Genomic DNA, 24,366 nt, shown 5'->3' with positions numbered 1-24,366 from the left:
TCTGAACCCGCTGCAAGCGGTCCGCACCCGGATCCGCCCCGCCGCCCGGCGGCCCGCGGACCTCACCCCCGAGGAGCGGGAGACCCGCGGTCTGCTGCTCCGCCTCTGCTCGCTCCTGCTGCAGTACCCGGACGACGAGCTGGCCGCCGCCCGGGCCGTGCTCGGCAGCTCCGTACGGGCGCTGCCGGACTCCGCCGCGGCCGCCGAACTGGCCGCGTTCACCGAGTGGTTCACCGCCACCGATCCGGACGACATGCGCCGCCACTACGTCGAGGTGTTCGACCTGCGGCGCAAGAGCAGCCTCTACCTCACCTACTACCTGCACGGCGACACCCGGCGGCGCGGCATGGCGCTGCTGACGCTCGCCCAGTGCTACCGGGCCACCGGCTGGGAGAGCGGCAGCGGGGAACTCCCCGACCACCTGCCGGTCGTGCTGGAGTACGCCGCGCTGACCGGCACGGCGGCCGGTGAGGCACCGCTGCGGCGGCACCGGCGCGGGCTGGAGCTGATCCGCCGCTCCCTGGGCGCGGCGGACTCCCCGTACGAGCACGTCCTGGCCGCGGTGCTGTCGCTGCTGCCGCCGGCGACCGACGCGGACCTGCGGGCGGTGGCCGAACTGGCCGCGGCCGGGCCGCCCGCGGAGGACGTGGGCATGGACCCGTTCGACGGCGGCGTGTTCGCCCCGCCCGGCACCTTCACGCCCCCGGTCCCGGCCCCGCCCACCCGGGCGGTGCCCGCTCCGGCCGCTGATGCGTCCGCCGATCCCTCCACCGCTCCGACCAGCAGGGAGAACCTCCGATGACCTTCGCCGGCGGCCAACTCGCCGCTGCCACCACGGCAGGCGACCTCCTGCTGTGGGTGGCCATCCCCTACGCCGCGCTCGCCATCTGCCTGGTGGGCCACGTCTGGCGCTACCGCAGGGACCAGTTCGGCTGGACCAGCCGCACCACGCAGCTCCTGGAGCACCGCTGGCTGCGCTGGGGCGGCCCGCTGTTCCACCTGGGCGCCTTCGCCGTGATCGGCGGCCATGCCGTCGGTCTTCTCGTCCCCGCCTCCTGGACCGAGGCGGTGGGGATCACCGAGCACATGTACCACGTGACCGCCGTGTGGCTGGGCACGGTCGCCGGAATCGCCATGGTGGCCGGGCTGGGGATGCTCAGCGCCCGCCGGCTGCTCTCCCACCGGATCCGCACCACCACCGACCGTTCCGACAAGGTGCTCTTCCCGGTGCTCGCCGCGACGGTGCTGCTGGGCATCGCGGCGACCGCCGCGCACAACGTCTTCGGCGGGGGCTACGACTACCGCACCACCATCTCGCCCTGGTTCCGCGGGCTGTTCACCCTGCAGCCGCTGCCGGAGGCGATGACCGGGGCGCCGCTGCTGTTCCAGCTGCACGCCCTGTCGGCCCTGCTGCTCTTCGCCGTCTGGCCGTTCACGCGCCTGGTGCACGTGTGGAGCGCGCCGGTCGCGTATCTGTCCCGGCCGTATCTGGTCTACCGGCACCGTCCGTCGGCGCCACCGCCCGCCCGGCGGCGCGGAGTCCCGGCGGGAAGCCCCCGGGAGCGGCAGGGGGCCCGGCGGTGACCGCCCGGCACGCCTCCGCACCGGACTCCGCACCGGACTCCGCCTCCGCCCGGCCCGCGCCGATGACCGCCCCCGACGGGGACGGCATCGGCGCGGGCCGTTTCACGGCCGTCCTGATCACGGTGGCGGGCGTCCTCGGGTGGCTCGCCTCGTTCGGCCTGGCCCGGGACTCCTGGGCGCTGATGGAGGACCCGTCCTACGCACCGGCCTGCGACATCAGCCCCGTCATCGGCTGCGGCGACATCGCGCGGACCTGGCAGTCGGAGGCCTTCGGCGGGGTCCCCAACATGCTGTGGGGGCTCGGCGTCTTCGCCGTCGTGGGGGCGCTCGGGCTGGCCGTGCTGGCCGGGGCACGGTTCCGCCGCTGGCTGTGGCTGCTGCTGGGCGGCGGGGCCCTCCTCGGGGTCGTCTTCGCCCACTGGCTGATCTACCAGTCGCTCTACGTCCTCGGCGAGCTGTGCCCGTACTGCATGCTGATCTGGGTGGTCACCATCGCCCTCTTCTGGACGCTGCTGACGGACGCACTGCGCAACGGGGTGCTCCCGGTGCCGGAGCACCGGCGGAAGGCGGCCGAGGCGGTGCTGGACGTGCGCTGGTTGCTGCTCTTCGGCTGGTACGCGGTGATCGCCGTGTTCATCCTGACCCGCTTCTGGTCGTACTGGACCAGTCTCGTCTGAGTCGCGCCTCTGCTCCCCTCTGCTCCAGGCAGCGCCGGCCGGCCGTCCGCGGACCGCTCCCGCGGACGGCCGGCCTCCTCGCGCAGCGGACCGGCAGCGCGCACGGCGGCACACACGGCGGCGCCCCGCCTCCCGCCTGTTCGCGGGGGACGGGGCGCCTGCGGTCGCCGGTGCGCGTCCGGGGAGGTGAACGCCTCCCGGCGGAGCCGGAGCCCGGGCCGGGCAGCGGGCTCAGGCCGCGGGCTCGGCCAGCCACAGGTCGGGGCCGAAGACCTCGTACTTGACGTCACGCGCGGGGACGCCGGCCCGCAGCAGGTCCGTCCGGACGCCGCGCATGAACTCCAGCGGGCCGCACAGGTAGGCCTGCGCGTCCGCGGGGATCTCCACCTCGGAGAGGTCCATCAGGCCGGAGCGGGCCCCGGCCTCCTCGGCACCGTTCTCGTACCAGAAGAGGGCGCGGGTGGCGGGCAGCTTCGCGGCAAGCTCCAGGGTCTCGCCGCGCAGCGCGTGGTCGGCGGGCGAGCGGTCGGCGTGCAGGACGAGCACCTCGCGCTCGGGCGTGACGGCCGCGACGTGCGCCAGCATGGCCGCCATGGGCGTCACGCCGACGCCCGCGGAGGCCAGCACGAGCGGCCGGTCGGAGTCCTCCAGGGCGATGTCGCCGAACGGCGGGGAGAGCTCCAGCTCGTCGCCGACCCGGACGGTGGAGTGGAGCAGGCTCGACATCTCGCCGTCGGGGGCGTCCTCGCCGTCGACCCGCTTCACGGTGATGCGCCGCTCGTCCTCGCCGGGGGCGGAGGAGAGGGTGTACTGCCGGAGCTGCCGTACGCCGTCGGGCATGACCATGCTGACGCTCACGTACTGCCCGGCGCGGGCCTCGGGAGCGGGCTCCCCGTCGGCCGGGCGGAGGACGAAGGAGACCGTGTCGGCGGTCTCCTCGCGGCGGTCGGTGACCCGCCACCGCCGCCAGTTCTGCCCGGGCCCGACGCCCGCGGTCTGGTAGAGCCGGGCCTCCTGGGCTATGAGGGCGCCGGCCATCAGCCAGTAGACCTCGTCCCAGGCGGCGGCCACCTCGGGCGTCACGGCGTCGCCGAGGACGTGGGCGATGGCGCCGAAGAGGTACTTGTGGACGATCACGTACTGGTCGTCGGTGATGCCCACGGAGACGTGCTTGTGGGCGATCCGGTCCAGCAGGGCGTCCGGACGGCGGTCCGGGTTCTCCAGGAGCCAGGTCGCGAAGGCGGCGATGGAACCGGCGAGCGCCTGCCGCTGGACACCGCTGGCCTGGTTGCCCCGGTTGAACAGCCCGTCGAGGAGCTCGGGGCGCTCGGAGAACATCGTGCCGTAGAAGCGGGTGGTGATCTGGTCCAGTGCCCCGCCGACGGCGGGAAGGGTGGCGCGGACGAGCTCGGCGGACTCGGCGGACAGCACGGCAGCTCCCAGGGGGGTGAGGAGAAGGGGTTCCGGCCTCCCCGGCGGGGCGGCCCAATCCGTGTATAGCAGCCGAAATACGAGGTCAGAGGGGCGATGGGACCTCTGCGGGCGATCTCGGGACACAGGTCCCGCACACCAGGGCCAGAAGTCCCGGCTCGCCCCGGGAAAAATCAGGGCCGGACGGCACCCCCGCGGGGTCGCCGTCCGGCCCTCGCACCGGTTACGGGATGGTCCAGAGCCCGGCCGCGGAGGCCGCGTCGCGGGGCTCGGGCGGAGCGATCAGATCGGCGTGGCTGCCGAGGGCGCGCCCGGTGACCAACTCGGGTTCGATGAGGATGTACACGCCGTCGGCGACCGGCCCCCAGGAGTCCGGGCCGACGACCTCCAGCCGCCGGTGCTCCGCCGGGTCCGTCACGACATGGGCGATGCCGGTGACGATCACGCTCCAGCCACTGGAGGTGGCCGCGTCGATCTGGTCCGCCTCGAAGGCGACCACGGCACCGTTCACCGAACCCGCCAGCCGGGAGCCGGCCGAGGTGCGGATGATCACCGAGTAGTCGCTGTCGAGGGCGAAGTTGACCGGCAGGACGGCGGGCAGGGCCTCGCTGGTGTAGACGATCCGCCCGATGGGAACGGTGGCCAGCCTCCGCAGACACTCCTGCCGGTCGAGTGCGTGAAAGCCGTTGTCTCGGTGCATCTGTCCATCCTTGGTACGGCGCGGCGGTCCGCGCCGGGGCATGTGCCCCACGGGTGCCGGGTGGGGCGGGGTACCGGGGCGGCGCCGGGCCCCGGCCGTCCGGCCGGAGGCGACGCCCGCCCCAGCGGTCCAGCATCCACCGGCCGTGCGGCCGGGCGGGAGGGGCCACAGGTCCCGATCCCCCGCCGCACGGTCCCGGCTTTCCCGGCGTAAGGGGTGGAACGGACGGCCCGCCGCCCACTTCCGGTCCCTTCTCGGCGGGTATCCGCTGGAAGAGGGCGGCACACACCGATACGGCGATCCTCCCGCACCGGATACGGTGGGGGTGCGCGGCGCGGGCCCGCGACCGGGCCCGGGCCCGCGTATCCGGGCGGGCCGCACCCGCGCCGTAGGCAGCAAGGCGCCGCCGGCCCCGCGAAGGGCGGCGCGGACAGAGGAGCGATGGATGGCGGAAAACGACCGGGCCACCGGAGACACACCGGTCAAGGTCTTCCTGCTCGACGACCACGAGGTCGTCCGGCGGGGCGTGCACGACCTGCTGGAGGCCGAGCCGGACCTGACGGTGATCGGTGAGGCGGCCACCGTCGAGCAGGCCCTCGTCCGGGTGCCGGCGCTGCGCCCCGACGTGGCGGTGCTGGACGTCCGGCTGCCCGACGGCAACGGCGTCAGCCTGTGCCGGGAACTGCGTTCGCGGATGCCCGATCTGGCCTGTCTGATGCTCACCTCCTTCGACGACGAGGAGGCGCTGCTGGACGCCATCATGGCCGGGGCCGCGGGGTATGTACTGAAGCAGATCTCGGGGACGGACCTGGTCTCGGCGGTGCGCACGGTCGCCTCCGGCCAGTCCATGCTGGACGCGAGCGCCACCACGCGGCTGATGGCCCGCCTCCGCTCCGACGAGGAGAAGGAGCCGGAGCCGGACGCCCTGCCGGGGCTGACCGCCCGCGAGCGGGAGATCCTCACCCTGATCGGGGAGGGGCTGACCAACCGGCAGATCGGCCAACGGCTCTACCTGGCGGAGAAGACGGTGAAGAACCACATCTCGCGGCTGCTGGCCAAGCTGGGTGTGGAGCGGCGCGTGCAGGCCGCCATCATCGCCACCCAGGCGGAGGCCCGGGAGCCCGTGCACCCGCCGCGCGGCCGCGCCCACGGCTGACCCGGGAGCCGGGAAGCGTCACGAAGGCGGGGCGGGTCCGGGCGGACCCGCCCCGCCTTCGTGGTCCCGTGCGGGGGCGCCGGGTCAGATGTCCGGCACCAGGGCGACGGGGCAGCGGGCGTGGTGGGCCACGGCGTGCGGTACGCCGCCCAGCGCCGCGCCCGGTCCGCCGCCGCGTCCGGCGACCACCAGCCCCGCCCCCGCCGACGCCTTCACCAGGGCCTCGGCCGGGGAGAACAGCCGCACGTCCGCGAGGACGGGCACCGTCGGGTACTCCTCCCGCCAGCGGTGCAGCGCGTCGTCGAGGAGCTGCACCTCCTGGTCCTCCCAGGCCCCGCGCTCCTCCTCCAGCACCTCGTACGGGGTCCACGGCGCCGCGTACGGGGCGGGCAGGCTCCAGGCGTGCACCGCGCGCAGCCGGGCCCCGCGCCGCCGCGCCGTCTCGAAGGCGTAACGCAGGGCGCCGTCCGCGGGCCGGCGCGCGTCGAGGCCGAGGACGACCTCGGGTTCCTTCTCCTCCCCGGCCCGGGCCGCGGGGACGAGCACCACCGGGCAGGAAGCCCCGCCGGCCAACTCGAGGGCCACCGATCCGAGCGCCAGCCCCTCGAAGCCGCCCAGCCCGCGCGTGCCCAGCACCAGCAGCCCGGCGGAGCCGCAGGCGGCGGCCAGCGCGGCAGCGGGTGCGCCGGTGGCCTGTTCGCCCACGACGTCCAGGTCCGGCCGGCGCCGGGTGATCTCCGCGACCGCCCCGCGCACCATGCGCTCCGCGCCCAGCCGCCAGGTCTCCGCCGCGCGCGGCGGCGGCTGTTCCTCCGGTTCCGGGGGTGCCACGTGGACGAGGCGGAGGGCGGTTCCCCGCGCCTCCGCCTCGGCCGCGGCCCACTCGGCCGCCGCCAGGCCCGGCCGCGAACCGTCGATCCCGGCGACCACATGACGGTCCGTCATGTCCTGCCCTCCCTCGCGCGAGTCCGTCCCTCCGGGCCACCCTGCCACCCCCGCCCCGGCCCTCCCAGGGGTCCGCCGCGCGGCGCGCGGAATTCCGGCCACGGGACCGTCGCGGCGGGCACCCGGCCGCCCGGCGCGGCACGGGGCGGGACACGGCCGCGAGGCGGAGGCGCGGGGTTCGAGGGCGGCGCGCGTACCGCGGTACGGCGCTGCCGGGGCCCCGTGCGGCACCCCGGCCGTGTCCCCCCGGCTCGACCGGCCCCGTCCCGGGGCGGCGGTTCAGCCCCCGGGGCCGGTGACCGCCCGGCCCAGCTCGCACTCGACCCCGACGACCCCCTCCACCGCACGGGCCAGCCGCGCGGCCACCGGCACCAGCGAGGTGTCCTTGATCCTGCCGCTGAGGGTGACGACGCCGTCCCTCACCGAGACCCGCACCGGTGCCTCCGGGTCCGGGAAGAGATACGAGGTGACGGTGCGCCGCACCTCCTCCTCGATCTCCTCGTCCTTCCGCAGGAAGACCTTCAGCAGGTCCGCCCGGCTCACCAGGCCCTGCAGCCGTCCGTCGGCGTCCACCACGGGCAGCCGCTTGACGTGCTCGACGGCCATGATGCGCGCCGCCTCGGAGAGGGTGGCGTCCGCCCGTACGGTGACGGGCGGCGCGCTCATCAGCTCCTCGGCGGTCGTCGCGCCGGCCTTGGCCAGGTCGGGCAGCCGCCGCATCTGCTCCCGGCGGCTGGGGTCGCTGTCGCGGAACTCCTCCTTGGGCAGGAGGTCCGCCTCGGAGACCACCCCGACGACCCGCGACTCCCCCGCGAGCACCGGCATGGCGCTGACCTTCCACTCCGTCAGCATCCGGACGATCTCCTTGAAGGAGGCGCCGCGGCCGATGGCGACGACCGTCTGTGTCATCACATCGCTCACGATGTGGGGGGTCTCGGCGGGCATGGTGCTCTCCTCTGCGGTGCGGCGGGGGCGGGCGCGGGGCCGGGCGGGCCGGGCGGGCCGTGCGCCGTCAGCTCCGGTTGATGACGACCTTCAGGGCTCCGGTCTCCGCCGCGCGGGAGAAGACGTCGTACGCCTCCTCCATGGCGTCGAGCGCGAAGGTGTGGGTGGTCAGCTCGGCGGCGGGCAGGCGTCCGGCGGCCAGCATCCGCAGCAGTGCCGGGGTGGACGAGGTGTCGACGAGGCCGGTGGTGATCGTCAGGTTCTTGATCCACAGGTCTTCCAGGTGCAGGGCGGCCGGCTTGCCGTGCACCCCGATGTTGGCGACGTGCCCGCCGGGGCGGACGATCCGGGTGCAGAGCTCGAAGCTCTGCGGCACACCGACCGCCTCCATGACCACGTCGGCGCCCAGCCCGTCGGTGATGCCGCGGACGAAGCCCTCGACGTCCTCGCCGGCCAGGACGGTGTCGTCGGCGCCCAGCCGCTTGGCCGCCTCCAGCCGGGACGCGGCGAGGTCGACGGCGACGATCCGGCCGGGGGAGTACAGCCGCGCCGTGGCGACGGCCGCCAGGCCGATCGGCCCGGCGCCCACGATCACCACGGTGTCGCCGGGGGTCACCCGGCCGTTGAGCACGCCGACCTCGTAGGCGGTGGGCAGGATGTCGGAGAGCAGGATCGCCTGCTCGGAGGGCACCTCGTCCGGCAGCTTGTGCAGGGACAGGTCCGCGAACGGGACGCGGACGTACTCGGCCTGGGTGCCGTCGACCAGGTGGCCGAGGATCCAGCCGCCGCCGCTGAGGCACTGCCCGTAGGCGCCCTCGCGGCAGTAACGGCAGCGGCCGCAGCCGGAGATGCAGGAGACCAGGACCCGGTCGCCCACCTGGAAGGCGCCGACCGCGTCACCGGTCTCGGTGATCACGCCGACGGCCTCGTGGCCGAGGACCGTGCCCGGCCGGACCTCCGGGACGTCACCCTTGAGGATGTGCAGGTCGGTTCCGCAGATGGTCGTGGTGTCGACGCGCACGATCGCGTCGGTGGCCTGCTGGATGCCGGGGTCCGGGACGGTCTCCCAGGAGGACTGGCCGGGACCGTGGAAGACGAGTGCTCGCATGATGTGTTCCTCCGTCGTCGTACCTTCAGCATCCGCCGTGCGCGAAGGCGCCGCCCAGTGCCGAGCGGTACCTGCCCGGGACCGATGGTCCCCGCGCCCCATGTCCCCCGTCCGGTCCCTACCGTGACGGCCCGTCGGCGGAGGGCCGCCTCGGGCGCGGGCCGGACGGCGGTGCGCGGGCCTCAGTCGTGCGGGACGACGGCCACCGGTGCCGCCGAGTGGTGCAGCAGCGCGTGCGCCACGGACCCGATGTGGGTGCCCAGCGGGGAGCGGCGTATCCGACGGCCGACGACGACGAGCGAGGCGCCGGCCGACGCCTGCGTCAAATGGTGGGCGGCGCCGCCCACTCCGCACCGCTCGGCCACCTCGACCTCCGGGAACTCCGTCCGCCAGGGCTCCAGGGCCGCGGCGAGCGCCCGCTCCTCGTACCGGGAGAAGTCCGCCGCGCTGGGCACGACGTCGGCCGTGGTCGGCGGGTAGGCGCCGGCGGCCGGCCTGCTTCCCCAGGTCTCGGCGGGCGGCAGCCGGTAGCTGTGCACGACCCGGAGCGGGGCGGTGCGCCGGCCGGCGGCCTCGAAGGCGAAGCGGATCAGTTCCTCGCAGGGCCGGTGCAACTCCAGGCCGAGGACCACCTCGCGGTACGGGGCGGCGGCCGGGCCGCCGTCCGGACCGGCGCCGTCGCCGCTCCCGGGCGTCGCCCCGGGCCGGACGAGCACGGTGGGCCGGGTCGCGTGCGCCACGGTGGCCAGCGCCACGGAGCCGACCAGGAACCCGGCGACGCCGCCGAGCCCACGGGAGCCCAGGACCAGCAGGTCCGCCGAGCGCGCGATGCCCTGCAGCACCTCCGCCGGCCGCCCGGTCACGTCCTCGGCGGTGACGTCCAGCTCGGGGTGGCGTTCCCGGAGCGCGGCGACCGCCTCGTCCGGGATGCCGCCGGTCCATTCGTGCTGGGTCTCGGTGCCGACGAAGGGGGCCTGGACGAGGTGCGGCTCCTTCTCCCGGACGTGCACCAGCCGCAGCGGCACCCCGCGGAGCAGCGCCTCGCCCGCCGCCCACTCGGCGGCGGCCGCGCTCTCGGGGGAGCCGTCGAGGCCCGCGGTGACGGTGCCGTTCATGAGTGACCTCCGGAGGGTGAGCGGTGCGGCCCGCGGAGCCCGGGCGGCCGCCCGCGGGCGCGTCCGGCCGTCCGGGCGGCCCGCGGGCCCGGATATGGCTGGGGGCGCGCCCGGGGCAGCCGTGTCCGGTGCGACGAGTCCCCCGATCCGGCCGGTGTAACCGGCCCGGACGGGGGATCACACCTCCGGCCGGTGGCCGCCCCCGGGAACACCGGGCGCTCCCGTGAGGGCGGCGGTCCCGCGAGGTACGCTCCCCCCGGACGGTGGGCTTCCGCCGTCCGGCGGGGAGGTGGGCGGTACCGGGTCACCGGCCGCCGGGCAGGGGGCCGTCCCGGGCCCTCCGGCCGTACGACGGGACCAGGGTCCCTGTTCGGGGCCGTCCCGCCTGCCGGAAACTGATCACACGGAGCCGGGACCGCCCGGCGCCGTGAACGCGATGTTGTTCTGGATTCTTGAGGAGTCGGCATGAACCACCCTGTCACGGTCGGACTCGACGGTTCGCCCGAGAGCCTCGCCGCCGCCGAATGGGCCGCCGGGGAGGCGGTCCGGCGGAAGCTGCCGCTGCGGCTGGTTCACGTCCGGCCGCCGGCGCCGCCGACCCCGCCGGGCGGTGTCGACATCCATCACTGGGAGGAGAAGCTCCTCCGGGAGAACCGGGAAGCCCTGGAGCAGCGCCACCCCGGGCTGTCCGTGACGACCGGCCACATCGTGGACCAGGACCCGGTGCACGCCCTGCTGGGCGCCTGCGACGAGGCGGACCTGCTCGTCCTGGGCTCCCGCGGGCTGAGCGGCATGGCCGGTTTCCTCCTCGGCTCCGTCGCCATGTCCACCGTCGCAAGGGCCGCGAAGCCGGTGGTGCTGGTACGGGCCGCCGCGTCCGGTGCCGGGGCCCCGGGTGCGGCGGTGCCCGCGCCGGAGGGCCGCGAGGTGGTGCTCGGCTGGGACGTCCGGCGTCCGGACGACGCCCTGCTCGAGTTCGCCTTCGACGCGGCCGAGCGGCGCGGCGTCCCGCTGCGCGTCGTGAGCGCCTGGGCCCCCGCCCCCGCCCTCCGCTACGAGCCGACGGCCGCGGCCGGGATGAATCTGGAGCCCAGCACCGAGGAACTGGCCAGGGAGCGGGCCGAGACCCTGGAGGGTCTGCTGCGGCCGTGGCGGGAGGCGCACCCGGGCGTCGAGGTGGTGGCGGGCGTGCCGCTCGGAAGCGCCGGGCGGGAGCTGATCGAGGCGGCCGCGGACGCGAGTCTGGTGGTGGTCGGCCGGCGGCGCACCTCCGCCCTGCACATCGGGCCGCGCCTCGGTTCGGTGGCCCACGCGGTGCTGCACCATGTGTCCGCGCCGGTCGCCGTGGTGCCGCACGACTGACGCCGGGCGGACCGCCCCGGATGCTCCGGGCCCGCCGCCGGTCCCCGTTCCGTGCGGGGAGCCGGCGGCGGGCCCGTGCCGTATCCGCCGGCGCGTCCCGGTGCCGGAGCGGTCAGAGGGCCCGGAGGCCGGCGATCACATCGCGCAGGATGCTCTCGTCCGGCAGCTCCGCCGGAGGCACCGGGCGGGAGACCCGGACCAGGTCCTCGTCGATGAGGTCACCGATGAGCACCCGGACGACCCCCACCGGCAGATCGAGATCGGCGGAGAGCTCGGCCACGGACTGCGGGACGTCCCGGCACCGTTCGACGATGTCGATGTGCTCCGGGGAGAGCGTGTGGTCCACGGCCGAGTGGCCCGCGTAGAGATCGGCCGCGCCCCGGTCCTGGGCGACGACCACGGCGATCAGGTCGAGCTTGTCCTCCGCCGCGCTGCGGGTGCGCCCGCGCGTCATCGCGTACGGCCGTACGACCGGTCCGGCCTCGTCGTCGAACCAGTGCCCTTCCCCCTGGCCGTCTTCGCTCATGCCACCCCCCGTCACCCTCCGCCGGCCAGGTCTTCGCGCGGGGCGGTACCGAGGTGCGCGCCCACCCGCTTGACCAGCAGAGTCATCTCGTATGCGATCTGGCCCACATCGGAGTCCGCGTCCGCCAGCACGGCGAGGCAGCTGCCGTCGCCCGCCGCGGTGACGAAGAGGAAGGCGTCGTCCAGCTCGACGACGGTCTGCCGGACCCGGCCCGCCTCGAAGTGCCGGCCCACGCCCCTGGCCAGGCTGTGGAATCCGGAGGCGACGGCCGCCAGATGCTCGCCGTCCTCGCGGCTCAGGTCCTGGGAGGTGCCGGTCGGCAGTCCGTCACGGGACAGCACCAGGGCCTTCCGGATGCTGCCGACGCGCTCCACCAGCTCGTCGAGCAGCCAGCTCAGCTCGCCCGCTCCGCCTCGTGCGCCGTTGCGTCCCATGGCCTGCGGTGAGGTCATCGACCGTTCCCCTCATCTGTCGTTCCTGGTGCTGTGTCCCCGGCGGTCCCGGTGCCGGTGTCGTCACCGTGCTGCTCCCGGCCGCGCTGCCAGCCGCGCTGGAGCGAGGCCATACGGGCCCGCACCTCCTCGGCGTCGCGGTCGGGCTCCGGGTCCGCCGTCTCCGGCGGCGGCTCGGACCGGGGTCCGTGCTCGGCCTTGAGCTGGGGGGCGAGGCTGGCCTGGCGGACGCGCTTGGGCAGTCCGGCCGGGCCGGCGGGACGGGCACCGGGCCCGTCCTCCCCGTCGTCGGACGGGGTGCGGCGGGCGGCTTGGACGGGCCGGCCGTGGTCGGAGACCAGGACCGGGGTGCCGCGGCGCGGCCGCGGCGCGGAACGGGTGGTCTCCGGGCCGGCGGTGTCGCCGTCGCGGGCCTGCTGGTGCTCCGCGGCCGGGGCGGCGGCGGAGCCGGACCGGTCCCTCCGCGCGGCGCGGTCGGCGCGGCCCGTGCGGTCGGCGCGGTCCGCGGGCTCGTCCCGGTCGCCGGGCCGGCCGGTGCGCCGGCGGGCGCGGAAGAGCAGCCCCTCGTGGTCGGCCTCGTCCTCGTCCGGCGCCTCCAGTTCGACGGGGCCGTCGAGGGCCGGCATACCGCGCCGCGAGGGGCCGCCCAGCGGCACGGGCACCTGGGCGAGGGCCGCGAGCTTGCCGCCCGGTGCCGGCACCTCGGCGGTGTCCTCCGAGCCGCCCCGGCCGTCGGCCGCCTTCTCGGTGAGGAGAGCGGCCGGGATGAACACGACCGCCGTGGTGCCGCCGTACGGGGAGGTCTGGAGGGAGACCCGGACCCCCTGCCGCTGCGCGAGCCGGCTGACGACGAAGAGCCCGAGCCGGTCGGTGTCGGAGAGTTCGAACTCCGGGGTCTCGGCCAGCCGGAGGTTGGCGTCGAGCAGCGCCTCCGGCGTCATCCCGAGACCGCGGTCGTGGATCTCCAGGGTGAAGCCGTTGGCGACCCGCTCGCCGTGCACCTGCACCGCGGTGTGCGGGGGCGAGAACACCGTGGCGTTCTCCAGCAGTTCGGCGACGAGGTGCGTGAGGTCGGCGACCGCCGGGCCGGCGACCGCCAGCCGCGGCAGCCGGCGCACCTCGATGCGCTCGTAGTCCTCGACCTCCGCGACGGCCGCCCGGACCACGTCCATGAGCTGGATGGGCCGGCGCCACTGCCGGGCGGAGACGGCCCCGGAGAGGATCACCAGGCCCTCGGCGTGGCGGCGCATGCGGGTGGTGAGGTGGTCGAGCTTGAACAGGTCGGCGAGTTCGTCGGCGTCCTGGGTGCGGCGCTCCATGGTGTCGAGGAGGCTCAGCTGCCGGTGGAGCAGGACCTGGCTGCGGCGGGCGAGGTTGACGAAGACCTCGGAGACGCCGCGGCGCATGTCGGACTGTTTGACGGCCGCCTCGACCGCGGCCCGCTGCAGGGTGTTGAGGGCCTGGCCGACCTGCCCGATCTCGTCCTGGCCGTAACTCAGCCGGGGGGCCTCGGCCTCGACGTCGACGTGTTCCCCGGCGGCGAGCCGGCGCATGACGGCCGGCAGCCGGACGCCGGACATCTCGTGGGCGTCCTTGCGGAGCCTGCTGAGATCGCGGGCGAGGCTGCGGCCGATACGGAACGAGATGGCGATGGAGGCGACCACCAGCAGGAAGCCGAGCACGGCCACCGACGCCGCCTGCAGCAGGACGCGGGTGACGTGCGGCTCGACACGCTCCTGGTAGCGGCCGATGGACTCGATGCCCATCCGGTCGAGATCGGCCAGGGCGGTCTCGGCGGCGGACTGCCACCGCTCGGCGTTGACGTCCTCCAGCCCGTCCGGGCCCTCCGAGATCAGCTTCTCCTCGATGGCGCGCAGCTGGGAGGTCTCGGAGCCGGTCCAGAACTTCTCGTAGCGCTCGCGCTCCGCGGCGGGGAGCTGCGCGAGGTTGAGGCTGTAGAGGAGCTTCCGGTCGGCCACGCGGTCGGCGAACATCCGCAGATCGCCCTCGGACAGGGTCCCCGAGGTGAGCGCGGCGGCGAGCAGGGAGTCCTCGCGGGCCAGCGACTCGCGGGCCCGGATGGTGCCAATGTAGGCGCGGCCCTCCTGGTCGAGCTCCAGCTCGTCGAGGGCGTAGGCGTGCAGGGCGAGCAGCAGTTCGTGGCAGGGGTCGACGAGTTCGTTGTACGTGGCGAAGGCGTCGGCGGGGGCGAGGGTGCCCTCCTGGGCCTTGCGCCGGACGCTGTCGAGCCCCTCCAGCTCGTCCTCCAGGTCGTGCAGCCGGTCCCGGGCCCCGGCGTCGGCGCCGATCTTCTCGTGGACGCCCTCGGCGGCCAGGGCGGTGCGGAGGGTGCCCACCGCCTCGTCGGTGGCGCTCTCCGAGCTGTGCAGCTTGGCGAGGGCGTCGGCATTGCGCGGGTCGGCGAGGTAGACCAAGGTCTGCCGGCGTTCCCGCTGCAGGCTCTGCCCGAGCTGCTCGGCGGGGATGCCGACCTTGTCGATCAGCGGGCTGATGTCCAGCAGCCGCTTGGCCTGGCTCCCGGTGAGCGCCGTGGCCAGTGCCCAGGCCGAGAGCAGGGAGACCAGCGGCACCAGCAGCAGCGCCACGATCTTCCTGCGGATCGACTTCCCGCGAAAGCGCATGGCCTCCCCCACTGTCAACCCCGGCTCGCCGGAGGTGCTGTTCCGTATTCCGTCCGCAAACGGCGTGAGCCTACTACTGCGAGGGTGACAACTCGAAGACCAGTCCGGGTATCCGCGCATGTGCCGGTAAAGACCCGACCCGGAGCTGTCGGACGATTCCAGGACATCACACGAGGCGCGTCCGCGCAGGCAACACCGTCCAACACCAGGCGAACGCGGCCATGTTGGCCGGAAAGAGCCGAGCCCGGGAACCTCCGCCCCTTTCCGGTCGTGATCCCTGGTGGAGGGTCGGAAGCGGATTTCCCGCCCACACCGGTTTTCGGAACGACGCAAGGCGGGCAGCCGACCGGATACCGGGCTCCCGTGCCCGGCCCGGCATCACCACCCGCGGGGGAAAGTGAAGGTTTGATGGACACGCAGGCACACCGCCCGACCCGGGCGGGCGCGAAATCCCCGGATGAGGCGCGGGATCACGTCATCCCGGCGGACGCGTCCTTCGACGCGCCCGGCACGGGCACCCTCTGGACGGTCGAGCCGGCGATCCGGCCGCCGCTCCCCGAACCGGTCCGGACGGCCGCGGTGCGGGCGGGCATCATCGTCGCCGTGACGCTGATCACGGCCATGATCGCCTTCTTCTGCACCATGGCCGCCGTGTGGGCGGCGCTGCCCGCCGTCCTCACCACCGTGGCCATGACCATCGCCGCCACCTGGAGCGTCCTCGACGTCTGGATCACCCGTCAGGTGTGGAACCAGCGGCACGGGGTCGTCTCCGTGCCGAGCAGCACCGCGCGCGCCCTGCGGCGCGAGCGGCGGCGGGCCCGGCGCGCGGCGCGGGCCGCAGCGCGCGAGGCGGCCCGGAAGGCCCGCCGGTCCTCCCGTCCGGCGGGGCGCCGCCTGTCCTCCGTCTGACCACTCCGGGCCGGCCTCGGGTCGGCCCGGAAGCGGCCTTCCGTCTCCGGGCCCCTTCCTTCCGGCCTGTCGGCGCCGCCCGGCGGCCCGGCGTCTTCCCGCCCCGGATCCCGGCCCGTCCGTCCAGCCCTCGAGCCCGCAGCGCCCGCGCCCTCCCGGTCACGGTTCCTTCCGGCCGGGCTCCTCTCGGATCCCGCCCCGTGCGCGGCTCCCGTCCCGCTCCCCCGTTCTCCGCTGTTCCCCGGCTGCCGGGGCCTCCCCGTTCCCGGACTCCGCCCGCTCCGGCCCCGCCTGTCCCCCGTCTCCGGCGCCGCCGGGCTCCGGCGGGCGGCGGAACATCCGGGTGGCGGTGATCTCCCCGTGCACCGCCCCGCCGGCGTCCTGCCGGGGCAGGCCGGGGCGCAGATGCTCCTCGACCCGGATGTACTTCAGCCCGGCCCGCAGATCCGCGTCGTTCCGCAACCGGATCACCAGCGGGAACTCCGCGAGCGCCGTGGTGTCGAACAGCCCGGTGGTGTAGAGGAGCTGCACCCCGAGGGCGTCGGCCACCGCCCGCTGCAGCTCCAGCAGATAGGTGGCGTTGGCCCGGCCGATCGGGTTGTCGAGGAACAGCGTGCCCGCGTGCCGGTGCCGGTCACGGCCGCGGTCGTTGCTGCGCAGCGCGGCCATGGTGCAGTACAGCGCGATGGCGGCGGTGAGCAGCTGGCCGCCGGAGAAGACGTCTCCCATCTGCCCCACGGGGACGCGTTCGGCGCGCAGCACCGCATCCGGCTTGAGGATCTCCACGGCGATGCCGCGCGGCTGGAGAGCGGCCGCGACCCCGCGCAGCAGCAGGGTCATGCCGTCCCGGCGCAGATCGGAGTTCTTGCGCACCGCGCCGCGGGTGGCCTCGTCGATCACCTCGCCCAGCCGCTCGGTGAGCGTCGCCTGGTCGGGCTCCTCGAACCGGATGCGGAGGAACTCCTGTCCCGACCACTCCCCCAGCCCGCCGGGCAGCCTCGACAGCCGCTGCGCCGAGCGCAGGGTGGCCAGCGAGGCGTCCACCAGGCCGCGCAGCCGGTCGACGATGCTGTCCCGGTTCCGCTCCAGCTGCTCCAGCTCGTCGGTGAGGACCCGCAGCCGGGGCTCGAACGCCTCCCGCCAGGCAGCCGCGTGCTCGGCGAGGGCGGCGGCGGGCAGCTCCCGGATCTGCTGGCGGGCGGGGGTGCGGACCTGTTCGTAGCGGACGGCGTTGGCGTGCCGTACGAGGATGTCGCTCGCCTCGCGGACCGCGGCCTCGGCGGCCGAGAGGTCGGCGGCGCAGCCGCGCAGCGACCGCCGGGCCTCGGCGGCGGCCTGCCGGGCCTCCTCCGGGCCCCCCGGGTAGGGCGCGGGCGGTTCCCCGCCCTCCTGCTCGCCCGCCCGGTCCGGCTCGCGCAGCAGGTCGCGCAGGAGCGCGGCCGTGTCGTCGAAGCCGCTCGCCGCCTCCTCGGCCGCGCGGTGCGCGCGCAGCAGCCCGGCGTGGGCGGCGCGGGCCGTCTCCCGGGCGTCCTCGCGCGCGGCGAGTTCGGCGGTCGCGGTGCGCAGCAGGTCCTTGGCCTGCTCGGCGCCCGCGGGGACCAGCTCCTCGGGCAGCTCCGTGTAGGCCGTCCCGGGCTGCCCGTCGGGGCCGGGCGGCGGGGCGAGCCGTTCGGCCTCGCCCCGGTAGCGGCCGAGCTGCTCACTGGCGGCGGAGGCGCGCGACTCCAGCAGCTGCACCTGGGACTCCGCGCGGGCGGCGGCCGCCTGGCGGGACGGGCCGTCGGCGCCGTCGGCGCTCTCCAGGAGCTGGGCGGCGCGGTTGCGCACCTTGTTGGTGAGCCGGTCGAGCTCGGCGCGGGCCGCGCTCTCGTCGCTCTCCGCGCGGGCCTGTTCGGCGCGGAGGTCGGCGCCGACGCCGACCTTCTCGTAGAGCTGGGAGGCGGCCCGGTAGGCCTCGCGCAGATCGGGGAGGGCGGCGCCGCGGGTCTCGGCGGCGCGCCGCCCCTCCCGGGCCGCGTCCTCGGCGACACCGGCGATCTCGGCCCGCTCGGCGCGCAGGGTGCGGGCGGTGCGCCGGGCGTCGTCGGCGGCGCGCTGGGCGGCCCGGCGGTCCTCGTCCGCGGCCCGGGCCCGCTCCCAGCAGGCCGTGGCGCGGGCCTCGGCCTCGGCGGCCTCGTCCGCCGTCTCCCGCAGCCGGGTCTGCCAGCGCGTCCGCTCCCGCAGCCGGAAGGCGAGGCCGGACAGGGCGTCGGCCGTGCGACGGGCGCGCTGGGCGGCCTTCTGCCGTTCGTCGCGCGCCGCGGCGGCCCCGGCGGCGGCCTCCTCCGCCTCGGCGCGGGCGGTCCTGGCCTCGGCGAGCCGTTCGCGTGCGGCGGCGGCCGCGTCCCGGGCCGAACGGGCGGCCTCCGCCAGCTCGGTGAGCCGGCCGGGCGGGCAGTCGTCCCGCCAGGAGGCGATCCGGGCCGCCAGGGCGCGGTCCTCCGCCAGCCGGGCCGCCAGGGTGCGGATCTCCTCGTCACGGGCGGTGGCGCGGGCCCGGCGGGCCCGGCGTTCGTCGTCGGCGGCGTGCTCGTCGTGCATGGCCGGGTTCGGCGGGACGAGGAACACCTCGGTCTCGGGGCCGCTCCCGCCGGGGCCGGCCGCCGGGGGCGGGGCGAGCAGCGCGGCGGCCGTGCCGACGGCCACGGCCGAGCGGGGCAGCAGCGCGGCGCCCGCGAGCACCTCCCGGGCACGGGCGTGGGTGGCGGGGTCGGTGATGACGACGCCGTCGACGAGCTCGGGACGGGCCGCGAGGACCGTGGCGTGGTCCTCGGGGGCCACGGCCTGGGCGAGGTAGCGCCAGCCGGGCAGGGCGGGGATGCCGTGCTCGCCGAGGTACTCGACCGCGGCCAGGACGTCGGGGCCCGGCGGCAGAAGGCCGCCGTCGCCGAGGGCGCCGAGGATGCGGGCGTCGTCGGCCGCGGCCGTCCTCAGCTCGAACAACTGCCGTTCGGCGGAGGCGACTCCGCGGTCGAGCAGATCGCGCAGGGCCTCGGCGTAGCGGTCGAGCTCCTCGACGGTCAGCGGGCCGTCGGCGGCGGGCGGTGCCGGGTGGGCGGCATCCGGGGCCGGGCGCGCAGCGTCCCCGGTGCCGGAGCCGGAGCCGGCGCCGGCGCCGGAGTGGGAGTCGCCGCCGGAGTCAATGACGGTCTCCGTGCCGGTGGCCGGCGCCGCCGTTCCCGTTCCGGCGGTCCCGGGTCCCGCCGGATGCCCGGCCGCCCCGGCCGCGGCCGCGGCCTCCCGGTCGGTCCCGGGGCTTCCCTGGGGACGGGAGGCCGCGGTGCCGCCGTCTGCCGTTTCTCCGCGCGGCGCGCCGCCGGGCAGGCCGGCTCCGTCCGGCGCCGCTGCCCGGCCGCCGTCCGCGTGCTCGTCCGCCCCCCCCTCGGACGCGGGGGAGTTGATGCCCTGGAGGTCTCCGGAGCGGGCCGTACCGCCGGGCCCCGTGCCCCGGGCCCCGGTGGTCCGCGGGTCCTCCGGGCCGCCCGGGTGCGGGATGGCCGCCCGGACGCCGGCACCGGACGGGGAACCGCCGGCCGCGTGGGCCGCCCCGGTGCGGTCCGGGGCGGCGCCGGCGCCGCGCGGGGCGGGTACGGCGGCCGTTCCCGTGCTGCCGGAAGCCCCGGTCCTCCCGCCGTCGGCGGAGCCCGCGGAGCCGCCGGCCGGGGAGCCGGGCTCCGCCGACGGCTCCGGGCCGGGCCCGGGGAGGCTCAGCAGGTCGGCCAGGCGGGGCTCCGCGGCGATGGCCGCGGCCGTGCGGCCCTCGGCGGCGTGGGCGGACTCCGCCGCGCGGGCGGCGTCCTCGGCACGGGACGCGGCCAGGTCGGCGCGGGTCTCCTCGGCCGCGGCCTCCCGGGCCCGCTCGGCCGCCGCCCGTGCCGTGTCCCGGGCGGCGTCGGCGGCGGCGACGGCGGTCCGTACGGCCTCGCCGGCGGCGAGCGCGGCGCGCGCCGGGTCCGCGTCGGGCGCGGTGTCGTCGAGCCAGCCGGCGCGGACGGCCTCCGCGGTCTCCTGTCCGACCTCGGCGAGCCGCTGCCGCAGATGCTCGGCCTCGCTGCGGGCGCGCTGGGCGGCGGTCGCGGCCTCGGTCGCGCCGCGGTGGGCCGTCTCCCCCTCGCTCTGGAGCGCGGTGGAGCGGGCCTCTTCCTCGGCCGCGTTCCGCTCGCTGCTCTCGACGGCCGCGTCCAGCGCACCGACCAGCTCGGCGGCGGCGGTCGCCCGGGCCGCGAGCGCGGGGGCGGCGTCGCGCTCGGCCTCGCGGATGGCGGCGGCGACGCGCGCGGAGCGGTCGGCGGCGGCCCGGTGGCGGAGCACGGCCTCGGCGGCCTGCCAGGCGGAGAGGAGGGTGCGGGCCTCGCCCAGCTCCCGCTTCTGCGCGGCCGCCGACTTCTCGGCGGCCGCGAGGGCCAGGGAGGCGTGCCGGTAGGCGAGTTCGGCGGCGATCAGGGAGCTGCGCTCCCGGGCGCGCTCCGCCTCGGCGACGGTGCGCTCCGCGTCGCCGACCCGCTCGGCCAGTTCGGCGGCCCGGCCCCGCTCCTCGCGGGCGCGGGCGGCCAGCCGCCGGACGAGGGTGCGGGTGCGACGCTCGGCCCCGGCGTGCACCTCGCGGGCGCGCTCCCGCTCGGCCGCGGCCTCGGTGATCCGGCCGAGCAGGTCGACGGAGCCGGCCGTGAAGTCCCGTTCGGCGGTGAGTTCGGCGCGGCGGCCGAGCTTGTGGGCGAAGCCGTGCACGAGGTCGGCGAGGCCGTCCGTGTCACGGGTGTCGGTGACGGCGCGGAGCAGCAGGTCGGCGAAGTCGGCATCGTGTCTGACGGCGAAGAGTCCGGCGGCCTCGCCCTCGTCGGCGTTCATCTCCCGCTGATAGCGGAAGAGTTCGGGGTCGAGGCCGAGTTCGCCGAGGTGTTCGTTCCAGCGTTCGTGGATCTCCTCCCAGACGACGTCGAGGTTGGGGTAGGCCCGGCCCGCCTCGGTGAGGGCGTCGCGGAAGCCCTTCATGGTGCGGCGACGGCCCCGGGCGCCCGACACGCCCTCGGCGGGGGCCCGGACGGCGGTGGACTCGGCGACCGGCAGCGAGTCCAGACTCATCCCCGGGCCGGGGCGGAAGGAGTACCAGGCCTCGGCGAACTTCCGCGGGTCCGAGGAGACCTGGCGGCCGCGCCACTCGCTGACCTTGCCCACGACGACCGTCTCGCCGGTGAGGGTGTGCATCCACTCCAGGGCGACGTGCCCGCAGTCGTCGGCCAGGAGGAACTTGCGGAGCACGCCGGAGCTGGCGCCGCCGAGGGTGTTGCGGTGGCCGGGCAGCATCACGGAGAAGATCAGTTTGAGCAGGACGGACTTGCCGCCGCCGTTCTCCAGGAAGAGCACTCCGGCGGGGGCCGGACGGCGCGGCGGTCCGGTGGGCTCCTCCTCGAAGAAGTCCGCCTGGGTGGGGGCGGGGGTGGCCACGGGGTCGCCGACGCCGCGCAGATCGAGCACGGTGTCGGCGTAGCGCGCGCCGGCGGGGCCGATGGAGTAGAGGCGGACCCGGGACAGCTCGTACATGGCGGCGGACTCTCGTTGGGATGCGGACGGTCGGGATGGGCGGACGGTCGGGGTGGGCTGGCGGGCGAGGTGGGCGGCCGGGCGGTCGGCGCTCCCGGTGCGGCGGTCCGGGACGCCCGGCCCGGGGGACGCCGCGCCGTCGGGGCGCCGGGCCCCTCAGCCGTGGAAGGGCAGTCCGGCGTCGGCGACGAGTTCGCCGCTCTCGTCCGGGGGCAGCAGGGTCGGGGTGCCGTCGCCGACGGTCACGACGCCGAGCTCCAGCAGCTCTGCCATGGCGGCGGAGCCCGCCATGTCGCGCACCTGGAGCTGGTAGCGGGCGGTGGTGCGGTACGAGCCGCCGGCGTCGTCCCCGGTGCGCTGGAGGAAGCCGGAGTCGGTGAGGAACGCGACGGCCTTGCCCACGATGCCGGTGGTCGAACCGGCCAGCCGGCGGGCGTCCTTGGTGGCGCCGGTGGCGCTGCGCCGCGACCACACCCGCCAGGCGGCCTCCAGCCCGGGGGCGCCGGTGGCCGGGTCGGTGTTCTCGCCCGCCGCCTCGGCGCGCTCCTCCAGCCGGCGGCAGGCCTGCCGGACGAAGGCGTCGACGCCGTTGACGGTGATCCGGCCGATGTAGCCGTCGTCGGCAAGGTCCTCGGGGCGGGGGAAGGCGAGGGCGGCGACGGCGAGATGCGCCAGGCCGTGCAGGAAGCGGTCGGTGGTGTCGGAGGCGGCGCGGCGGGCGTAGTCGCCCATGCGGACCGCGAAGACGGAGTCCTCGGCGGCGGTCACCACCATGCCGGCGCGCGCCGACACCTCCAGGACGACGAGGCCGAGCCCGGTGGCGACCGCGTCGGCGAGCCGGGCGAACGCCGGGTCCTCGCGGTGCCGGCGCAGCAGTTCGGCGTAGTCGGCGTCGCGGGCGGGGAGCAGCTTGGGCTGGAGGCCGTAGGAGACGAGCCGGGCGGCGTCGGCGGCGTCGGCGGGCGTGATCCCGGCGGCGCCCGCCGGAGCGCGCGGGCCGTCCTCCTCCCGGTCGCCGGGCGGCGGGCCGCCGTCGCCCGGCGCGCTGCGGAGACCGTCGTCCACGCCGTACTCGTTCACTGCTGTCGCTCCTTGCCGGGTGCGGGGGGCCGGACGGCGGTCCGGGTGGTACGGGGGCGGCCGGTGGGCGGGGCGGCGGGTGGCAGACACCGGCTCCGGGCACGGCCCGGGCGGGCCGTTGTGCCAGTGATCGTCACGGCTGTGCGTGTGACGGCCGGGCCCCTGGCGGCCGTGACGGCTGAGCCCGCGCGGGCCGTGCCGGTGGCCGGGCCACGACCGCAGGCGCGGCCGGGTGCGCGCCGGGCCGTTCCGGTACGTGCCCGGGCGCCCGGGGGCTGCCGGGACGGCACCGGGGCGGCGGGCCGGGTGCGGCGTCCCGGGGTGGTCACGCCGCCTCCGTGCTGCGGTCCGCGGCCATGCCGGCCGCGTCGAGCAGGGCGGTGCCGACGATCAGGTCGGCGCCGCCGTACTCCGGGTCGTCGAGCTGTACCCCGTCGTCCACCGCGAACAGCAGGCGCTGCTCGCCCTGGCGGTAGGCGGTGCCGACCGGCGGGCTCGCGGCGTGCACCGCCAGCAGGGCGACGAGATACGGCAGTTCGGGGTCCCGGCGGCGGGCCTTCGCCAGCAGCCCGGAGAGCCGGCGAGGAGCGTCGGGCGGCAGGTCGAGCAGCTCCAGGGCGCGGGCCAGCTGCTCCTCGCTGAACCGGCTGTCGTCGGGCGTGGCCACGAGGTCCGGTTCGGGCATCTCCGCGCCGAGGTGCTCGCGCTCGGCGGGCGGGGTGAGGAGCAGGTCCGTGAGGTCGCCGAGGCGCACGGCGGGGGGTGTGCGCAGCCCGCTGCCGCGGGCGAAGAACGCGTCGGTCACCGGAAGGGCCCGCTCCACGGGCAGCGGCAACAGCGGCGCCAGCAGCTGGCCGTACAGGTCGAGCCCGGCCCGCGCGGAGGGCGCGGCGAACGCCTGCCGGTCCTGTTCGGCGCGGAACAGCGGGCCGGCCTCCAGCAGCCGGGTCTGCAGCTGGGTGTGGCGCCGGACGCAGTCCTTGACGATGTCGACCAGCTCGGCGGCGCGCCGCTTGTGCTCGGGGTCCTCCGCCTCGTCGCGGGCACGGCGGATGTTGGTGAGGATGGCGTTCTCGTGGCGGTAGCGGTCGGCCACGTGGTCGAGGGCCTCGGCGATCAGGTCGGGCACCTGGTTCAGCCAGTCCACGGCGCGGACGTTGCGGCGGGTGGCCTCCAGGGTGCGGCGCAGCGTCTCGGCGTACTGCACGGTGCGGTAGCGGGCCTGTTCGGCCGCGAGCTGGGCGTCGGCGAGCCGGCCCCGGTTGATCAGGACCTCCAGCTTGACCTCGGCGGCGATCTGCGCGCTGGTGACGTCGGTGTCGAGCGCGCCGACCAGGACGTTGACCGCCTCGTCGGTGGTGCGCAGATAGACGCCGCCCCCGGGGCCGGGGACCTCCTCGATCAGCTTGAAGTCGTAGTCCCGGCGGACGTACGCGCCGTCGGGGCCGAAGGTGCCGTAGACGGCGCGGAAACCGCGGTCCACGCTGCCGACGTTGATGAGGTTCTCCAGGACCCAGCGGGCGACCCGGTCGTGCTCGGCGGCGGGGCGGTCCGGGGCCTGGGCCGCGACCCGGGGCAGCAGCCGGGCCACGACCTGCTCGTGGTCGGCCCCGGTGTCGAAATCCATGTTCAGGGTGACGAGGTCGATGGCGGCCAGCGCCGTCTCCGCCATCGCGTAGACCGTGTACTCACCGGCGAGGTTGGCCTTGCGCGCGTCGAGGTCGTGGAGCGGCGCGGTGCAGGCGAGCGCGCGCAGCCGCCGGGCCAGCCCCTCGTCGGCGGCGGGCCCGGGCGCGGGCCGGGCCACCGAGCCGGGCTGTACCCCACTGAGCTGCGGCGGAGCGGAATCCGAGACGTGCGACTTCACGACGCACAGAGTAGGTCCTCGCGCTGACATCCTCCCAAACGGCGCGGATGGGACCGGGCTTGGCGGGCGGCTCGCGCCGGTGGGCGCCACGCCCTCCCCGCGGAAGGGCCGCACGGAGTGCGTCCGGGCCGGTTCCGCTGCCGGCCGGTACCGGCGGCACCCGCTGTCGGAGGGCGGTGGGATGCTTCTCGCGTATCACCGCACCCGCGGCTTCCCGGGCGGGGCAGGGCCGGGGTCTCGTGCGGGGGGAAGGGCCGTCCGCCGGGCCCGGAGCCGCCGCGGCTACT

At 76.3% G+C, this 24,366-nt stretch carries 18 protein-coding genes; 6 read left to right on the top strand and 12 right to left on the bottom strand.

Annotated elements, in window-relative coordinates; all coding sequences use genetic code 11:
- The first annotated feature begins 1 nt into the window (after nucleotide 1).
- Genes narJ through IF83_RS0122300 form a run of 3 tightly spaced genes read left to right on the top strand, consistent with a single transcriptional unit; the run spans nucleotide 2 to nucleotide 2,261 of the window.
- Entirely contained in the window at nucleotides 2–802 is an 801-nt protein-coding gene (gene narJ / locus IF83_RS0122310; RefSeq protein WP_078843747.1) for a nitrate reductase molybdenum cofactor assembly chaperone, read from the top strand.
- A complete protein-coding gene (narI, locus tag IF83_RS0122305; RefSeq protein WP_051723139.1) occupies nucleotides 799–1,584 on the top strand; it encodes a respiratory nitrate reductase subunit gamma in 786 nt (261 codons plus the stop codon). Before narJ ends, narI begins: the two co-directional genes overlap by 4 nt.
- Nucleotides 1,581–2,261: a vitamin K epoxide reductase family protein gene (locus IF83_RS0122300; protein WP_244177169.1), complete on the top strand. Its 681-nt coding sequence runs from the start codon at nucleotides 1,581–1,583 to the stop codon at nucleotides 2,259–2,261. The genes narI and IF83_RS0122300 overlap by 4 nt, the downstream gene beginning before the upstream one ends.
- Before the next feature lie 231 nt (nucleotides 2,262–2,492).
- On the opposite strand, the gene IF83_RS0122295 is transcribed toward IF83_RS0122300, so the two are convergent.
- A complete protein-coding gene (locus IF83_RS0122295) occupies nucleotides 2,493–3,692 on the bottom strand; it encodes a globin domain-containing protein (protein ID WP_030546876.1) in 1,200 nt (399 codons plus the stop codon).
- A gap of 223 nt (nucleotides 3,693–3,915) precedes the next feature.
- Nucleotides 3,916–4,392, bottom strand: coding sequence for a pyridoxamine 5'-phosphate oxidase family protein (locus tag IF83_RS0122290; RefSeq protein WP_051723136.1), 477 nt, complete (start codon nucleotides 4,390–4,392; stop codon nucleotides 3,916–3,918).
- 445 nt (nucleotides 4,393–4,837) lie between these two features.
- Between IF83_RS0122290 and IF83_RS0122285 the strand changes: the two genes are divergently transcribed.
- Nucleotides 4,838–5,548, top strand: a complete 711-nt coding sequence (locus IF83_RS0122285) for a response regulator (RefSeq protein WP_030546874.1) — start codon at nucleotides 4,838–4,840, stop codon at nucleotides 5,546–5,548.
- Nucleotides 5,549–5,632: 84 nt separating this feature from the next.
- Here IF83_RS0122285 and IF83_RS0122280 read toward each other — a convergent pair whose 3' ends face one another.
- The 4 genes from IF83_RS0122280 to IF83_RS0122265 form a co-directional block, all read right to left on the bottom strand.
- A complete protein-coding gene (locus tag IF83_RS0122280; RefSeq protein ID WP_030546873.1) occupies nucleotides 5,633–6,493 on the bottom strand; it encodes a universal stress protein in 861 nt (286 codons plus the stop codon).
- Between the two features lie 279 nt (nucleotides 6,494–6,772).
- A complete protein-coding gene (locus IF83_RS0122275) occupies nucleotides 6,773–7,438 on the bottom strand; it encodes a CBS domain-containing protein (RefSeq protein ID WP_030546872.1) in 666 nt (221 codons plus the stop codon).
- 67 nt (nucleotides 7,439–7,505) lie between these two features.
- A complete protein-coding gene (locus IF83_RS0122270; RefSeq protein WP_030546871.1) occupies nucleotides 7,506–8,546 on the bottom strand; it encodes a zinc-dependent alcohol dehydrogenase family protein in 1,041 nt (346 codons plus the stop codon).
- Nucleotides 8,547–8,728: 182 nt separating this feature from the next.
- The gene (locus tag IF83_RS0122265) at nucleotides 8,729–9,661 is read right to left on the bottom strand and encodes a universal stress protein (protein ID WP_030546870.1); all 933 of its coding nucleotides are present in this window, start codon (nucleotides 9,659–9,661) and stop codon (nucleotides 8,729–8,731) included.
- 465 nt (nucleotides 9,662–10,126) lie between these two features.
- Here IF83_RS0122265 and IF83_RS0122260 point away from each other — a divergent pair, with 465 nt between their 5' ends.
- Nucleotides 10,127–11,023, top strand: a complete 897-nt coding sequence (locus tag IF83_RS0122260; RefSeq protein ID WP_030546869.1) for a universal stress protein — start codon at nucleotides 10,127–10,129, stop codon at nucleotides 11,021–11,023.
- A 112-nt stretch (nucleotides 11,024–11,135) separates the two neighbouring features.
- Here IF83_RS0122260 and IF83_RS0122255 read toward each other — a convergent pair whose 3' ends face one another.
- The 3 genes from IF83_RS0122255 to IF83_RS0122245 are packed head-to-tail and all read right to left on the bottom strand — an operon-like array spanning nucleotide 11,136 to nucleotide 14,643.
- Nucleotides 11,136–11,549, bottom strand: a complete 414-nt coding sequence (locus tag IF83_RS0122255) for a DUF742 domain-containing protein (RefSeq protein ID WP_030546867.1) — start codon at nucleotides 11,547–11,549, stop codon at nucleotides 11,136–11,138.
- Nucleotides 11,550–11,560: 11 nt separating this feature from the next.
- Nucleotides 11,561–12,001 carry a roadblock/LC7 domain-containing protein gene (locus IF83_RS0122250; RefSeq protein ID WP_030546861.1) on the bottom strand — a complete coding sequence of 147 codons (441 nt, stop codon included), beginning with the start codon at nucleotides 11,999–12,001 and terminating at the stop codon, nucleotides 11,561–11,563.
- Nucleotides 11,998–14,643, bottom strand: a complete 2,646-nt coding sequence (locus tag IF83_RS0122245; protein ID WP_030546859.1) for a sensor histidine kinase — start codon at nucleotides 14,641–14,643, stop codon at nucleotides 11,998–12,000. The genes IF83_RS0122250 and IF83_RS0122245 overlap by 4 nt, the downstream gene beginning before the upstream one ends.
- 408 nt (nucleotides 14,644–15,051) lie before the next feature.
- Between IF83_RS0122245 and IF83_RS0122240 the strand changes: the two genes are divergently transcribed.
- Entirely contained in the window at nucleotides 15,052–15,552 is a 501-nt protein-coding gene (locus IF83_RS0122240) for a hypothetical protein (RefSeq protein WP_107046846.1), read from the top strand.
- Between the two features lie 159 nt (nucleotides 15,553–15,711).
- On the opposite strand, the gene IF83_RS0122235 is transcribed toward IF83_RS0122240, so the two are convergent.
- The 3 genes from IF83_RS0122235 to IF83_RS0122225 form a co-directional block, all read right to left on the bottom strand.
- Nucleotides 15,712–21,132 carry a hypothetical protein gene (locus IF83_RS0122235; RefSeq protein WP_244177168.1) on the bottom strand — a complete coding sequence of 1,807 codons (5,421 nt, stop codon included), beginning with the start codon at nucleotides 21,130–21,132 and terminating at the stop codon, nucleotides 15,712–15,714.
- A gap of 156 nt (nucleotides 21,133–21,288) precedes the next feature.
- The gene (locus tag IF83_RS0122230) at nucleotides 21,289–22,101 is read right to left on the bottom strand and encodes a hypothetical protein (RefSeq protein ID WP_051723152.1); all 813 of its coding nucleotides are present in this window, start codon (nucleotides 22,099–22,101) and stop codon (nucleotides 21,289–21,291) included.
- A 436-nt stretch (nucleotides 22,102–22,537) separates the two neighbouring features.
- Complete coding sequence (locus IF83_RS0122225) at nucleotides 22,538–24,109, bottom strand: hypothetical protein (RefSeq protein ID WP_107046845.1); 1,572 nt, start codon at nucleotides 24,107–24,109, stop codon at nucleotides 22,538–22,540.
- Nucleotides 24,110–24,366: the final 257 nt, after the last annotated feature.

It is taken from the genome of Streptomyces albus subsp. albus (genome assembly GCF_000719865.1).
Lineage (GTDB): Bacteria > Actinomycetota > Actinomycetes > Streptomycetales > Streptomycetaceae > Streptomyces > Streptomyces albus_E.
The sequence above is the reverse complement of the archived record's forward strand: the minus strand, read 5'-3'. Positions and strand labels throughout refer to the sequence as shown.